A 14,372-nucleotide genomic window follows, 5' to 3' on the forward strand; every position below is an offset into this window, starting at 1 on the left:
TATCTTTAGCCGTAAATCAACCGATACAAAAAATCATGCTCAAAGCCGGCGAACATATTGAAGGTACCCCTGCCGAATTACAGGTATTGCTTGACAGCGATGCCGAAGCCAACGAGTTTTTTGAGAGCCTGGCTAAATCATACAAACAAGGATATTGCGACTGGGTAGGTTCGGCCAAGCAGGAAGCTACCCGAAAAGTAAGGGCTGATAAGGCCATGATTATGCTTCGTAATAAACAAAAGACCTTAAAAACTTAAAGGCAAAAACTCCTCAAAAATTGCTGATTACACTTGCATGTTCTACTAAATTGGTAGTATATTGTCATCCGATTTTAATAAAAAGATGTTTAAACATCTTTTTTGTTTGAAGTCCCGATCATTTGTATACTTTTGAGCCATAAATCAAAAACAAAAAAGAAATTTAAAGATTAAAACAATGAAAAAGATTCTTATCCTGTTAGCAGCAGCATTCTCTTACACGGCAGCATCAGCGCAAACTACCTGGTCTGTAGACAAAGCGCATTCAAACGTTAAATTTACTGTAACTCACTTAATGGTATCTGACGTTGACGGTATATTTAAAAACTACGATGCAACTATCACTGCCGCTAAACCGGATTTCAGCGATGCTAAATTCCAGATCAGCATACAAACAGCTTCAGTAAGTACTGATAACGATCAGCGCGATAAACACATCACAAGCCCTGACTTTTTTGATGTAGCTACTTACCCAACCCTTACTTTCACCAGCACTGCTATCACCAAAACATCTGATAAGCACTACAAACTTACCGGTAACTTAACTTTACACGGTGTAACTAAACCGGCTTCATTTGATTTATGGTACCGTGGTACTATCCAAAACCCAATGAGTAAAGCTGACGACGCAGGTTTCCAGTTAACCGGTACTATCAAACGTTCTGACTTTAACTTCGGTTCAAAATTCGGTAACGCTATGGTAAGCGACGAAGTAACTATTAAAGCTAACGGTGAGTTTGGCAAAGCCAAATAATTTGAAAAATATATTAACAGGAACGGCGCGGATAATCCGCGCCGTTTTTTTGTTTTATTAAGGTATGGGACGTCCGGTTTTAGGAACGCTGGTACTGAACTTTCATTTCCTGCTTTTTTTGACGACGGATTATTAATGTGCAAATACCGATGATGGCAACAAGGGCCGCGCCGGAAATAACATGAATAAAAGGTATCTTAAAGTCGGGATTAATAAACGTTTCGGTAATATCCGGAATAATGATGGCAATGAGGGGTAAACAAGAGAATAGCCTCAGGAATCCGAGTTTTTTCATAAAAAAGTGATAACAGGTGTTAAGTGCAATTCAGCGTTGCAAATATGCCATTATTCGTGCTTTTATGAAATACCTGTAATGAGGTATATTCACAACCAGTATTGCTAAACTGTTGATTAACTGGATGTTTTTAGAGTGTTGTTTTAGATGCCCGGGAGAAAAACAGAGTAAATTAGGCGTTGCGGGATACCAATTGTTTCAGGATATTAAACCAAAGCTGGTTTTTTGCGCCAAAAAGGGTATGGTCAACAATAAGATATAATGTTTTCAATTCTTCTTTAAGCCTGTAACGCAGCCTCAATGGTTGCCAGAATAGTCCACTGCTGCGCACCATCGAGCGTTTGTAAAACTCATCGAATCCTAAGTACAGCTGCTCCAGGCTGTCGAGCGGGATATGCTCATAGCCATCGCCATCAAGTACAATACTTTTAGGGGTAAGTATAATTTCGCCGGTATGGTGGTGTGGCGGTGCCGTAAATGCAAATAATGCGCCTCCGTCGTTAGCCACCCCTAATGTGCCCAGGTCATAATCATGACTCCACATTACCTTTCCTATTCTCAATATCTGCATGTTATAAACTTCGGCAATATAAACGGCAATTGCAATAGATTGTTATCATCATAGTTTCATTTTGTTACAATAATGTTAATAAAGCCTGGCATTACTGTTTTTATATGCTAAACGTAAATTCCCTATCTTTGGTTTCCGGGAAAAACTTTCCTTTTAAACAGAATCTATCAGTTACTTTCACATAAGGTAATTTAATAATATCATTAAGCTAATAGCTTTATGCTTCGTGCATTCTGCTTTTAGCTTTTACATAAATAATATGGCTACAGAAGTTAAGTGTCCAAGTTGCGGTTTCGGTTTTCCGATAGAAGAGGTAATGGCCGAAGAGTATAAAAAACAACTCAGGGTTAAAATGATGGATTATACCCGTCAAAAAGAGGAGGAATACCGCAAAAAGGATGAGGAGTTTTTAAACAAGGAGCGCCAGCAACAGGTTGCTTTTGAACAACGACTTAACAACGAAAAAAAGCAGTTGCAGCAAACACTTGAAGATAACCTGCGCAAAACCATAAGCGAGGATTTTGAGAACCAATTGCTTTTACTCAAAAACTCAGCTACTGAAACTGAAGAAAAGCTAAAGCAAGCCCGCCAGAAAGAATTGGAGTTTTTACAGCGGGAAAGCCAGTTGAAGCAGAAGGAAGAAGAGATGGAACTGGCCGTACAACGTAAGCTACAGGAGCAACGGAATGAACTTACCGAACAGATCCGCAAGCAGGAAGCCGAACGCCATAATATAAAAGATACTGAATATCAGCTGAAGGTTAAGGAACTGGAGAAACAACTCGAAGACCAAAAGAAACTGGCCGACGAAATGAAACGTAAAGCCGAACAAGGCTCGATGCAACTGCAAGGTGAAGTACAGGAACTGATACTGGAAGAAGCTTTGCGTAATTATTTTCCGTTTGATATTATTAGCGAGGTAGGGAAGGGCGTACGCGGTGCCGACTGTGTGCAAACCGTACGCAACCAATTTGGGCAGGAGTGCGGCAAGATCATTTACGAGAGCAAGCGTACCAATGCCTTTTCGATGGATTGGATTGAGAAACTGAAGAAGGATATGCGCAGCATGGGGGTTGATGTAGCTGTTATTGTAACCCAATGCTACCCGAAAGGCATGGATTGCTTTGGCGAACGTGACGGTGTGTGGATCTGCAGTTTTGATGAGGTGAAAGCCGTGTCGTATATTTTAAGGGACGGGGTAATGAAGCTCTCGAACCTGGCCAAGTCACAGGATAATAAAGGTGATAAAATGCACCTCCTATATGATTACCTTACCAGCAGCGAATTTTCGGAACAATGGAAGGCTATTCGTGAAGGCTATATGAGTATGCGTCAGTCTATCCAACGCGAGCGTGATGCTATGGAGAAACTCTGGAAAGCTCGGGAAAAGCAATTGGATAAGGTGCTGTTAAGCGCGGCCCACATCCGCGGCAGCATTGAAGGTATAGCAGGCAACGATACTATTCAGCTTAATCTTACTGATGATGAGGATGCCTTGTTGTTGGAATAATGTTGCTTTTATGTCAAACTATCATAATCGTTGATTAATACCATTACTTGCCTGAAAAGCACCATAGTTACAGGTGATTAACCGCTAATTTTGACTTTAAAAAGAAAAGCAAAATGAACAGAGTAATCGCCACTGAAATCATCATCAGGCAGATCAAAAATAAACAAGTAAAATACCAGGCATTGGCCGACGCTATTGGCAGGAGCCTGGTATGGACAACCCTTGCACTACACGGACAGGCTGTAATGGAAAAACATGAAGCCGAAAAAATTGGCGAACTGCTTGACCTTGATGCCGAAATCATCGCTTCTTTGCAGGAAATTCCTGACAGGGGCTCCTTAGATCAGATGCCGCCTAAAGATCCAACTCAATACCGTTTTTATGAATTATTGCTCGTGTATGGCACAACGCTGAAAGCTATTATCAACGAGCAATTTGGCGACGGTATCATGAGCGCTATTGATTTTACCATGGATATCAGCAAGGTTGAAAACCCTGCCGGCGACCGTGTCAAAGTGGTTATGGAAGGTAAATTCCTGCCGTTTAAAAAGTGGTAAAAGCCTTCTGTTTGAGTACTTAAACCTATTGGTTTTAATTTTTATTAGACCGTTTGCTGTGAATGTGTTAATTTTACACAATAATTTCTGAGTGCCCCAAGCACTCATTGATTTGTGATAAGGTTTAGGTTTTAAAGCCCCATGCAGCGAGTGCTATGGGGCTTTTATTTTGACCTTACCCCGTTTATACTATTTAGTCATAGTTCTTCTACAATGAAAAAGATACTGCCGCTTAAAAGCGCATTTGGATACGCCTTGATATTTATGATGATTGGCGCATCCGTTATTTTTAACGATAAAGAAATTATACTTCCGGAAATGGCCGCACTTGCTATTGGCTGCCTGATCCATCAAAATTCGGCATGGTTAGCTAAGCCGCTTCATATTTTTCTTCTGCCTTCTATAACTGCCATAGGTGGGTTTGTGATCAACAGGTTAGATGTTAACCTGCCAGCAAAACTCATATTGGCCGTGATGTTTGTGTTGTTAACCCTTCGTGTGTTTAGGAGCGGCCTGGCCCCGGCGCTGGCAACCGGTCTGCTGCCTGTTATAACCAATGCTACATCAGTATATTTTATTTTCTCTATTCTGACGCTGACGTTCATACTGGCTATAAGTCTCTATGCAAAGCGCGAAGCATTGCCGGCTCCAATGGTTTCAAAAAGACAAAGGCCACAGGATAATATTCTATATATCATCTTTGTATCGGCCTGGGTGCTCATCTGCGCGCAAAATGGCTGGATGTATATAGCCGCTATTCCGCCGGTTTTGGTGGTGGGTTATGAATCGATGCATAAAGAGGAGTACACCTTCAAGATGTTTTATAAGCAGGTAATTTGCCTAAGCCTGGCTGCTTATATCGGCATTCAGAGCCTGTATTTTTTGAATAATCTGCTCCTGGCTGCATTGCTGGATCTTGTAGCCGTAACCCTCATGTTGCGGTTAGTGTCATTTAAACTAACCCCGGCATATGCCATGTCGTTATTACCTATGGTGTTGCATCACCCATCGCATCAATATTTTTATTGGAATGTTTTTGTGATGGCAGCTATTGTTTTGGGTACTATATACTCCTATAAAAATTTCAGGCTTCGTGAACAGCTTCGTGTGAGGTTGGCAAGGGTAAGCGATAAAGGTGAAGAGGTTTAGCTGATTAGTTTGTGCTTTCTTCTGTATATGACGAAGCATAGCTTCGTCAGCTTGTGTGAAGAGGCGACTTTTATTGCAGATGCACGCGTGTACCCGCGGAGTAAAAGAAAATAGCAACATAAAAAAGTGATTTTCACGTATATTTTTCGCATCTTAAATTACAAACATCATCCTCAGCCTGATTATCTTACGGAATTATTAGGATTGACTGAATGACCCGTACGCTTTTATTCTTTTTACTGGCCCTGTTACCCACTGGCGGCTTTGCGCAGCAGTTTACGCTGATAGTTGTTAAAGAAAATGCCCAGCCTGCCGATGGCGCTACTGTTAAACTGATGCAGGCTAACAGGCAGGTAAGCCTGAGCGTAAGTAATGCCCATGGCCGGGCCAGGTTTCAGAGCATTCCGCAGGGAGCATTTAGCTTCTCGGTAACTTATACCGGTTATCAGCCCCAAATTACACGCAGCTACACTATCGCGGATAATATAAAGCAGGACACCATCCGCATGCAACCCCTTAGCACCGAGCTGAAAGAGGTGAGCATCACCGCCAAAACGCCACCGGTGGAAGTGAAGCAGGGAAAGGTGATTGTAAACGTTGATGCCTCGGTAACCAACGTGGGGGCTACGGTATTGGAAGTGTTGGAGAAATCACCCGGTGTGATGGTCGACCGTAATGGCGGCATCTCTTTACAAGGCAAGCCAGGGGTACTGGTGATGATAGATGGCAAGCCAACCTATCTCTCCGGAGCCGATCTGAATAACCTGCTTAGCAGCATGAGCTCTACCCAGGTAGCGCAGATTGAGCTGATTGCCAATCCCACCGCGAGGTATGATGCCAATGGCAACGCTGGTATCATTAACATTAAAACCAAAAAGAACCGACAGAAAGGTTTTAACGGATCTGTTTCGGCTACCGTGGCGCAGGGTGTTTATTTCAAAACCAATAATACACTAACGTTGAATTATCGCGAGGGGCGCATCAGCACTTTCTTTAATTATAATATCAGCGATCAGAAATACCTTACCAACCTGTACGCGCTGCGCAAATACACCGGCGCTGGCGGGGTAACCACTTCAACGCTGGAGCAGCCTTCACACTTCACCGGCACGCTGCTGAATAACACCGCCAAAGCAGGGCTGGATTATGACGTTTCGCCCAAAACTACGGTTGGCATTATGCTTGGGGGAACTATGATCCATCGCAAGGGTAACAATACAGCTTCGGCACGCTGGCTTAACCCGGCTGGCACGGCAGATTCTGTCATTGCTACCGATAACGCCAACAATAGCCGGTTTAAAAACGGACAGGTAAGCCTGAACCTTCGTCATGCCATCAGCAAAAGCCAGGACATCAGCGCTGATGCCGACTGGCTGCACTACGACATTACCAGCGACCAGAATTTTAACAACCGCCTGCAAACCACCGGCGGTTATAACGAACTGACGCGCGCTAAAATCACCACGGGCATCACGATATTCACAGGCAAAGCAGACTATACACTTAAAACAAACGACGACGGCCAAATTCAACTGGGCTGGAAATCGGCACACAGCAGTACCGACAACTCCGCCGGTTATCAAAACTTTGTTTCAGGCCAATGGACAGATGATTTGACCCGCAGTAACCATTTCATTTACAGTGAAAATATCCATGCAGCTTATGCGCTGTTGGAGCGTAAACACAAGGCCATTGGCTACCAGGTAGGCCTGCGTTATGAGCACACCGATTATCATGCCCGTCAAATGGGTAATGCGCTTCAAAAAGATTCGGCCTTTTCACGCAACTATGGCAGTTTTTTCCCCAGCAGCTATTTCAGTTACCAGGCTGATACCGCTAATAACTTTACTTTTACCGTGAGCCGCCGTATTGATCGCCCGGTTTACCAAACGCTCAACCCGTTCTATTTTATCATTAACAAGTACACTTATCAAACGGGCAATCCTTACATTTTGCCGCAATACAGCTGGAATCTGGAGCTGAGCCATCAATATAAAAACCTGCTTACTACCACAGTATCGTACAGTAACATCAGCAATTACTTTTCGCAGATATTTTTGAGCGATCCTGCATATGCAGGTATTTTGCTCTATACGCAGGGAAATGTGGGGCACACGTATATTATCGGGGTATCTGAAGCTATAACCGCGTCGCCTACCAATTGGTGGACACTTACAGCACAGGCACTGTACAATTACAAAAAGCTGAGCGGTTTTAACGGCAATCATTATACATCAGATATTAACCAGCTTAACCTCAACGCCAGCAATCAGTTTACCATTGGCAAACGTTTTACAGGCGAGTTATCGGGCTTTTATACCACCCGCGCCCGCAACGATGTGCAGGAACGCTTGTATCCTACCGGGCAGATGTCGGCAGGACTGGGCATGTCGGTATTTAAAAAGAAAGCTACCCTGAAGTTGAGTATGCGCGATATATTCTATACCAACGCCATGGAGGGCTTGACACAGTTTCCCAACGCCACTGAATATTTTAAGATCAAGCGCGATAGCCGCGTGGTGGTGCTCGCGTTTACCTATCGCTTCGGCAAAACCTACAAAACGGTTAAGCGTGATAACGGGGCGGCCGATGAAATGCAGCGGGTGGGGAATGGGTAAGGATAGGTGCTCTTATTCTTCATAAATGCCATTAAACCATCGTCGACGCGGTGAATATGGAAACTCGTGGTACGCGTGCTGTAACTGGCGCGAGTATCGAGCGCTGGGGGCGTGGGGCGAGTACTTAGCCTGGTCGAAGTTTAGCGTTAGCGTAACTTCGACCCAAAACTATGTAAGCATTTTGCTTGTGTGGCCGGAATTGTGATAAAGGAATTGCCGTTGTTGCAGGTTAAGCTGAAAGCTTAAATAATTTTAGGACGAAGTTACGCTAACGCTAAACTTCGACCAGTGGGGGGCGCTGCGCATTTGCCCGCGCTGCATACTCGCGCCAGTTGGGCATTAAAAGCTGATTGAAAGGAATACGGCATGCGTGCACCACCTGAAGGCTATAGAATTTTATTGAACAAATCCAACTTAAACCTATCTATTTTTCCGGTAGATTGATTATAATAGGCTTCATAAAACTCGAATTGCTCCCGTTTTTGGGCTGCGCACTTTTCGCGAATAAGCTTTATGATTTGCCGTTTATCTGTGAGGGGCATTTTCATGCCGAATATAATGCCTTTTAATTGCCGAAAATCGTACGTTAGTTTCCGATTAGCAGGATCTGTGTATTCGTAAAGGATGTCATTTATGACTAAGCGATATTCTTCTTCATATGCCCATTCTTCAAGCTTTACCGAATATGCTTTTTTGAAGTTTTCCCAATATTCTTTACGCCATTTGTCCGTGTCGATATCAATGGCACAAATACTTGTTTTTCCACTGCTGTTTTTATACCAAAGATAATTTAATGTATGCAAAGGTGCTCGACCTAATGATTTGAAAAAATCTATTTCAACGTGTTTATTGTGATATTCGATTTTTTGAAAATAATGTGGTCGCAGTCCACTCGTTGAGACAGCCTCGCTATTGTCACATACTTTAGTTAAATTCAAAGTTATTTGTTCTTCGATACGGTCAGGTGAGAAAATTAAGCAAGCTCCACGGTGATTATCAGCATAGTGGCCCCAAATCGCTGAATTTGTACAATTGCCAAGAAACGATGCTGAATACCAATCAGAAAACATTATCTTTTCCAATTTATCTAAAAAAATGTCGGGTAACTCCATTGTTAAGAAATACGCATTGGAATTCAAATGTTCAGAACTCATATCATTGTATTTCACAGCGAGTGAATGTTGCTTGCGAACTTGATCAGCAATAGAGAAAATAAGGTCAGCAGAATTAGTAACGCCAATAAGCTTTTTTTCAAGTCGATTAGTCAACTTAACCAATATGTGGCTTCTTGAAAGATGTTTATCCATTTCAGGTACATCGTGATAGAACAAGCGTTTGTCGCTCAATCCAGCTTGAAAATACTGATCAGAAACTGTGTTTACTGCATAATGTTGAACAAAAGAAAGATAAGGAGATAGTTCTCGGCGGCGCATTGGGGAGGTTCGATCTGCCAGAACACCAGGTAAAGTGTTAATAAATCTATGTTTAAAAAAGGCTGCTTTTGTTTTTTGAAAAAAGGCTAAACTTTGTGGCGTTTCTTGTTTGATTCCATAAGGGTAAAGTGGTAAATCATCGGGTGTGAGCTTTTTAGACTCACCCAATAGTAAATACAAAAAGAAAATGTGGCTTACACAACGCAAATAATTGATTAGAAAGTTTTCCCATACGACTTGGTCTCCTTTCCAAAAAATATCCTGATATCCTTCCATAGGATCATTTAGTTGATCAGGAGAAGCAAAATATATCTGTTGCTTAACCAACTCCTGATGTTGCCCTAAAAGATTTTCAATTCTTCGGAAGCGGTAAATTTCGTTCATGTAATATCGGTTTAAGTATCATTTGTAGTTACATTATATAAAAGCGATTAATACTCCCCTCACCCACAAATCAACCCCGCCACAGTCCTCACCTCCACAAAATCATCGCCCTCCAAATCCTTGCAATTCACATGCGTATCGGTACAAATGAGCTTCTTAATAGCCCCACAAGCCTTTAGCTTACCAATGCCATCGTTAACAAACAGGCCATGCGTGGTTATTACATAAATATCCCCGGCACCGGCATTTTTATAAGTCAGTGCTGCGTTTACGATGCTGCCGCCTGAGCGGATCATATCGTCATAAATAATAACCGTTTTTCCGGCTACGTCGGCGTTAATGGCGCTTACTTCGGTATGGTCGCCTTTGAGGCGGCGTTTGAGGATGAAGGCGGCATTTACGCCCATGTCGTTAGCCAATGATTCCACCCATTTGGCCCGGCCTGCATCGGTGCTGGCCATTACAAAGTTATCGCCGCCGTAGCGGGTGCCTGCTTCAATTACAATATCCTTGCAGTATACGTGTACAGGGTACAAGTCCTGCTCAAAATAGTACTGGATGCCCTCGCTATGCAGATCGAACAGCATCACTTTATTGCCCCGGTTTGATTTGGGGATAGCCGAGAGCAGGCGGGCGCGGGTTTTGGCAGTCACAATTTCGCCGGGTTTTACGGCGCGTTCCATGGTGCTGTAGCCAAAGTAGGGGATGACTAACGTAAGCGAATCGGCGCCATAGCTCACCAGGGATGAAGCCAGGTCATAAAGTTCAAGCGTAGCGCTGTCGCTCACGGTGCCGCCTATAAGTAGCACTTCGCGGCCTTCCACGTTAGAGAGGATGCGCTGGTAACGTTCGCCATCGGTAAAGTGGCTTACTTCAATTTCTCCGCGTTCGCAGGTGCCAAGGGCAAGCACTTTTTCGGCAAGGTATTCATATCCGGTTATGGCAAAAAGTAGTTTTTTCATTTTCTATAAAGCTGAAAGCAGATGAATTGGTTAGTTATTTAAAGTATCAATCACCTGCTCAAAAGTAAAATCTTTAATGATATGGCCGTTCTCGAAAACGGTTTGTAACTGGTCGGCCAGTTCTGGTTGTTCATCCTCGTTAATGGTTTTATAACCTTCCGTAGTTTTTACCAATTTAAGTCTGCCGCCTTTGCTCTTTTTAAAGCTGGTGGTAATGTTGCCATGGGCATCCATTTCGGCCGGACTTTTTTCTACAGCTACTTCTTTACCATTTATTACGGCGCTGCTGCATTTCAGGGCGAATTTTTGAGTGTCGCGGTCTACTTTTTGCAGTAAGGCCCCGCCCATGCCCAGTACCAGGTTTTCGGCGCTTATGCCGTTTGCTTTAAGGGCTTTATAAATTACACCTATCTCGGTATAATTAACGCCGTCGCCCTGTATCACCCTAACCTGTGGAGGCAGCACTTTATAACCTTTAACATTGGTGGTAAAACCGAATTTATCAAACAGGATCTTAAAAATCTCCAGCAGGGTCATCACCGGGTCGCCGCTATCGGGGCGGATTACCAGTGTGCCATCACGTTTCAGGATCTCTTCTTTCAAATCCTCTCCCCAGTACTCACTGCAAGCACGGAAAATGTTAAAGCTGTCGCTTACGCAGGCTATAACACCGGTGGGAAAGCTGCGCAGCACGTGCTTAAATACTTCCAGCTCACCTTCCTGCCCAAGCAGGGTACAAATGCTGTGTTCAGTAGCAGGAATGCTCAGGCCATGTACTTTATCGGCATGGTAGTATTTAATGGCCATGCCTGAGCCTGCAAGGTTGTCACTGCCTGCAAAACTAAGCAGGTGGGCGGCTCCACCCAGTTTAGCGCTCTCCACGCTGCTCACCCCACGGAAACCAAAATCATTCAACACAAAACCAATCCCGCCAAAGGCTTCGGGTGTGGCGGTTTCCTCGTAATATTGGGTAACTGCTTTTTTAACCTCGTGGCTCAGTGTGGCCACGGTACAGGGGTACCAAACCTGCATCAGCAGGGTTTCTAAAAAGTTGGTGAGCCAGTAGCATTCCGGATCGGTATTCTCGATGGTCATGAGCACGTTACCGGTGGGTACGCTGCTGCCCTCGGCAACGGCTTTGATGCGTACCGGCAGCTGACCGTTATATTTATCTAATATGTACTGAAACTTGCTGCAGTCAAACACATCATCGCGACCGAAAACCTGTTTCATAAATTCGTCGGCCTCATCTAAATCAACCTGGTTAAAGGCTGGGCCTTGCAGGTATTCCTTCAAAAAATATTGCAGACCGAAAAAAACGGTTTCGTTGAACATTCCGCCGCGGCTTTCCAGGTAACTGTAAATATTGGTGGTGTCGGGGTAGTAAAACTTATGGTGGGCGTATTTATATGCGTCGGCTAAAAGAATCAAATTCTCTTTTTTCATGGCTTTAGTTTTTAAGGTATTTGCCGGTGATGAAATTAAACAATTCAATGTGTTCTTCGCTAATGGAGCCGTCTTTTATCATTAAAGGCAGATCGGTAAGTTTAAACCAGGCCAGGTCGGCAATATCATCCTGGGCCTTTGGCTCTCCGCCGATAAAATCACAACTAAACAGCAGGGTAATGATCTTGTCGGCTTCGCTGCGGTAGCGCCAGTCATTTATTTTGGCCGATGTTTCGTACTGCATGGCGGTGGTTTGCATTTCGCCACATTCTTCGGCAAGCTCACGTTCTGCGGCATCTTCGTAGCAGGTATCTTCCGGGTCGGTAAAACCGCCTACAAAGCGCCATTTATTGTTGATGGCTTTTTTGCCAAGCAATATCTCGCTGCGGTTATTCCTGAACAGGGCTACATCAACGGTAGGGTATACCTTAGGATATTGATTATAGTAAGCGTACAGGATGCCCGCCCGGAAATCGTTTGAATCAAAAACCTTATCGGCGTATTGTTTACGAAGTTCGGTGGCGTTGTAATCGCCATGCTCGGGGAGTTCGATGGTTTCAAATTTGCCGCTGTAATAGGGGATGAAACTATCGCGACTGCCGTATAAACAAAACTGCTCAGCATTGAAAACACTTTTCAACAGGTTGTCCATATTATCCGACCATATTTTATCACTCGGATTATCGCCGATGGGCAGTACCACAATTTCAGGATAGTCCTTTTTAATCATTTTTTCACGCGTGTAGTAGTCGTAAGGGTTTTTGCGACTGCCTTTTATAGGGCTAACGCCCAGCAGTATAATCAGTTTGGCATGATTTTGCTTAACCTGTGCTATCAGTTGCCTGTGACCCTCATGCAGGTACGGCGTTTGAAAGCGTGCTATAATTACTCCTGTCTTCATTTCTATTTTGCGTTAATTATACACAAATATAAATATGTGTTTTTAATACGCAAATTATTTTTTTGATTTTTTTGAGAGAGGGGGTTTGGTATCAGTAACAGCTTAAGTAAAGTTTTTTGATTCTGAATCGAATAAAAAATGTCATTGCGAGGAGCAGAACGGGAATGAGCATCAGCGCGACGTGGCAATCGCATGCTATACAGAGCGGCTATGCATCCGTGCGATTGCCGCGCTGCGCAATTATATAATTGAAACATCCATTTTTCGCAGCAGACCAGCTTCGGGTGAAAACGAACAGAACGATGCAGGGATTGTGCGGTTGCAGGGGCATAGCAAGTTTTTGCAGAAGCAGGGGTGAGTGCGAACCGGGCAAAATAATTGCAGCCCGTGGTTCTGTTCGTTTTGCAGGGCAAAGGCCGTGTGGTGGGTTGGAGGGTAGGATGTGCGCAAAGAAGCCTTTCTGCTGCAAGCCTTTTTGGGTACTTTTGTGGCGACAAAAGTACCTGGCCACACGCGGCCAAGAGCGCGATAGTGTAAGTTCATTATAACAATAGTTAGTTACCTGCCTCTCAGAGATGGTTAAAAATAGCAGGCTTTAATGAACTTCGATCGGTTGTCCACAATTTTAACATTAATTTGGGCGTTCCCGTCAGCCGACGGGCCGGGCTTTCCGTTACAAGTCCTCGCCTTTCAAGCACCCATCCCTACCCGCGCTGTGGGGCTTTACACTGCAATCCCTAACGCTGGCCTGTGCACCATAGGGCGCTTATATCTCAAAACTAATCCCTTCTTTTTGCAGCTGATAATACTTTTCCTCGTTAAAACGAAAAAGATTACCCGGCCTACCGGCGCCTTCGAGGGCTTGTTTTTCGGTGGTTTCTTCCAGGAAGCCGTATTTGGTGATCTTCTTTTTGAAGTTACGGCGGTCGATAGGGCGGTCGAGCACCGCGAGATAGAGTTTTTCGAGTTCGGAGAAAGGGAATTTTTCCTCAAGCAGTTCGAAACCTACGGGTTGATAAAGCATTTTGCTTTTCAGGCGTTCCCGGGCTACGCTTATAATAGTAGTATGATCAAACGCCAGGGCGGGAAGTTTTTTGATATTGAACCAGTTTACATCGCTGGCGTCGGTAGCAGCTTTAACAACAAAGGCGTCGGGCCGTACCAAACCGTAGTAAGTTATGGAGATCACCCTGTTCCGCGGATCGCGCTCCGGCTGACCGAAGCTGTACAGCTGTTCCAGGTAGGTGATGTTTACGCCGGTTTCCTCCCTTAATTCGCGCTGGATAGCTTCCTCTAACGATTCATGGTCACCCACCAAACCGCCGGGTAATGCCCAGCTGTTTTTAAAAGGTTCTATGTTCCGTTTTATGAGCAATACGGATAGTCCTTCTTTTGAGGTATATCCAAATACTACAGCATCAACGGCAACCTTTATATTTTGGGTAACTGGCATATTACAAAGTTAGATATTGAGAAGTGGCGGGGCAAGCATTAGCGAAATTAATCAATCGTATAAAGCAAGCGTATCAAATACC

The 14,372-nt window shown here is 44.0% G+C and carries 13 protein-coding genes; 6 read left to right on the forward strand and 7 right to left on the reverse strand.

Translation table 11 applies throughout. The features are described 5' to 3' along the window. Positions 1-35 precede the first annotated feature (35 nt). Both DEO27_RS04555 and DEO27_RS04560 read left to right on the forward strand, forming a co-directional pair. Positions 36-257, forward strand: coding sequence for a YdeI/OmpD-associated family protein (locus DEO27_RS04555; RefSeq protein WP_190295323.1), 222 nt, complete (start codon positions 36-38; stop codon positions 255-257). Positions 258-435: 178 nt separating this feature from the next. Further along, positions 436-1,011 carry a YceI family protein gene (locus tag DEO27_RS04560; RefSeq protein WP_091210822.1) on the forward strand — a complete coding sequence of 192 codons (576 nt, stop codon included), beginning with the start codon at positions 436-438 and terminating at the stop codon, positions 1,009-1,011. A gap of 79 nt (positions 1,012-1,090) precedes the next feature. Here DEO27_RS04560 and DEO27_RS04565 read toward each other — a convergent pair whose 3' ends face one another. Together DEO27_RS04565 and DEO27_RS04570 are read right to left on the reverse strand one after the other, a co-directional pair. Next, on the reverse strand, positions 1,091-1,306 hold the full coding sequence (locus tag DEO27_RS04565) for a hypothetical protein (protein WP_112576011.1): 216 nt from the start codon (positions 1,304-1,306) through the stop codon (positions 1,091-1,093). A gap of 172 nt (positions 1,307-1,478) precedes the next feature. Then, positions 1,479-1,877, reverse strand: coding sequence for a hypothetical protein (locus tag DEO27_RS04570; protein ID WP_146750160.1), 399 nt, complete (start codon positions 1,875-1,877; stop codon positions 1,479-1,481). Between the two features lie 259 nt (positions 1,878-2,136). Between DEO27_RS04570 and DEO27_RS04575 the strand changes: the two genes are divergently transcribed. The 4 genes from DEO27_RS04575 to DEO27_RS04590 all read left to right on the forward strand — a co-directional run bounded on the left by DEO27_RS04575 (position 2,137) and on the right by DEO27_RS04590 (position 7,711). Next, positions 2,137-3,387, forward strand: a complete 1,251-nt coding sequence (locus DEO27_RS04575) for a DUF2130 domain-containing protein (protein ID WP_162996933.1) — start codon at positions 2,137-2,139, stop codon at positions 3,385-3,387. A gap of 113 nt (positions 3,388-3,500) precedes the next feature. Beyond that, entirely contained in the window at positions 3,501-3,944 is a 444-nt protein-coding gene (gene cynS / locus DEO27_RS04580) for a cyanase (RefSeq protein ID WP_112576013.1), read from the forward strand. Positions 3,945-4,157: 213 nt separating this feature from the next. Beyond that, positions 4,158-5,093 (forward strand): hypothetical protein, encoded by a 936-nt coding sequence (locus DEO27_RS04585; protein ID WP_112576014.1) that lies wholly within the window; start codon positions 4,158-4,160, stop codon positions 5,091-5,093. A gap of 212 nt (positions 5,094-5,305) precedes the next feature. Beyond that, positions 5,306-7,711, forward strand: a complete 2,406-nt coding sequence (locus tag DEO27_RS04590) for an outer membrane beta-barrel protein (protein WP_112576015.1) — start codon at positions 5,306-5,308, stop codon at positions 7,709-7,711. A gap of 386 nt (positions 7,712-8,097) precedes the next feature. Here DEO27_RS04590 and DEO27_RS04595 read toward each other — a convergent pair whose 3' ends face one another. From DEO27_RS04595 to DEO27_RS04615, 5 genes are all read right to left on the reverse strand, one after another. Continuing rightward, complete coding sequence (locus tag DEO27_RS04595) at positions 8,098-9,528, reverse strand: DUF2971 domain-containing protein (protein ID WP_112576016.1); 1,431 nt, start codon at positions 9,526-9,528, stop codon at positions 8,098-8,100. Between the two features lie 59 nt (positions 9,529-9,587). Beyond that, positions 9,588-10,490 (reverse strand): ribose-phosphate diphosphokinase, encoded by a 903-nt coding sequence (locus DEO27_RS04600; protein ID WP_112576017.1) that lies wholly within the window; start codon positions 10,488-10,490, stop codon positions 9,588-9,590. Between the two features lie 30 nt (positions 10,491-10,520). Beyond that, on the reverse strand, positions 10,521-11,936 hold the full coding sequence (locus DEO27_RS04605) for a nicotinate phosphoribosyltransferase (protein WP_112576059.1): 1,416 nt from the start codon (positions 11,934-11,936) through the stop codon (positions 10,521-10,523). A 4-nt stretch (positions 11,937-11,940) separates the two neighbouring features. After that, positions 11,941-12,837 carry an NUDIX domain-containing protein gene (locus tag DEO27_RS04610; protein WP_112576018.1) on the reverse strand — a complete coding sequence of 299 codons (897 nt, stop codon included), beginning with the start codon at positions 12,835-12,837 and terminating at the stop codon, positions 11,941-11,943. Between the two features lie 766 nt (positions 12,838-13,603). Then, a complete protein-coding gene (locus DEO27_RS04615; protein WP_112576019.1) occupies positions 13,604-14,290 on the reverse strand; it encodes an NUDIX hydrolase in 687 nt (228 codons plus the stop codon). Positions 14,291-14,372: the final 82 nt, after the last annotated feature.

Source organism: Mucilaginibacter rubeus (genome assembly GCF_003286415.2).
Lineage (GTDB): Bacteria > Bacteroidota > Bacteroidia > Sphingobacteriales > Sphingobacteriaceae > Mucilaginibacter > Mucilaginibacter rubeus_A.

Excerpts from the sequence above, each read along its gene's own strand:
- DEO27_RS04555 (WP_190295323.1), top strand. The coding sequence starts at position 36 with ATGCTCAAAGCCGGCGAACATATTGAAGGTACCCCTGCCGAATTACAG.
- DEO27_RS04560 (WP_091210822.1), top strand. The coding sequence starts at position 436 with ATGAAAAAGATTCTTATCCTGTTAGCAGCAGCATTCTCTTACACGGCA.
- DEO27_RS04565 (WP_112576011.1), bottom strand. The coding sequence starts at position 1,306 with ATGAAAAAACTCGGATTCCTGAGGCTATTCTCTTGTTTACCCCTCATT.
- DEO27_RS04570 (WP_146750160.1), bottom strand. The coding sequence starts at position 1,877 with ATGCAGATATTGAGAATAGGAAAGGTAATGTGGAGTCATGATTATGAC.
- DEO27_RS04575 (WP_162996933.1), top strand. The coding sequence starts at position 2,137 with ATGGCTACAGAAGTTAAGTGTCCAAGTTGCGGTTTCGGTTTTCCGATA.
- cynS (WP_112576013.1), top strand. The coding sequence starts at position 3,501 with ATGAACAGAGTAATCGCCACTGAAATCATCATCAGGCAGATCAAAAAT.
- DEO27_RS04585 (WP_112576014.1), top strand. The coding sequence starts at position 4,158 with ATGAAAAAGATACTGCCGCTTAAAAGCGCATTTGGATACGCCTTGATA.
- DEO27_RS04590 (WP_112576015.1), top strand. The coding sequence starts at position 5,306 with ATGACCCGTACGCTTTTATTCTTTTTACTGGCCCTGTTACCCACTGGC.
- DEO27_RS04595 (WP_112576016.1), bottom strand. The coding sequence starts at position 9,528 with ATGAACGAAATTTACCGCTTCCGAAGAATTGAAAATCTTTTAGGGCAA.
- DEO27_RS04600 (WP_112576017.1), bottom strand. The coding sequence starts at position 10,490 with ATGAAAAAACTACTTTTTGCCATAACCGGATATGAATACCTTGCCGAA.
- DEO27_RS04605 (WP_112576059.1), bottom strand. The coding sequence starts at position 11,936 with ATGAAAAAAGAGAATTTGATTCTTTTAGCCGACGCATATAAATACGCC.
- DEO27_RS04610 (WP_112576018.1), bottom strand. The coding sequence starts at position 12,837 with ATGAAGACAGGAGTAATTATAGCACGCTTTCAAACGCCGTACCTGCAT.
- DEO27_RS04615 (WP_112576019.1), bottom strand. The coding sequence starts at position 14,290 with ATGCCAGTTACCCAAAATATAAAGGTTGCCGTTGATGCTGTAGTATTT.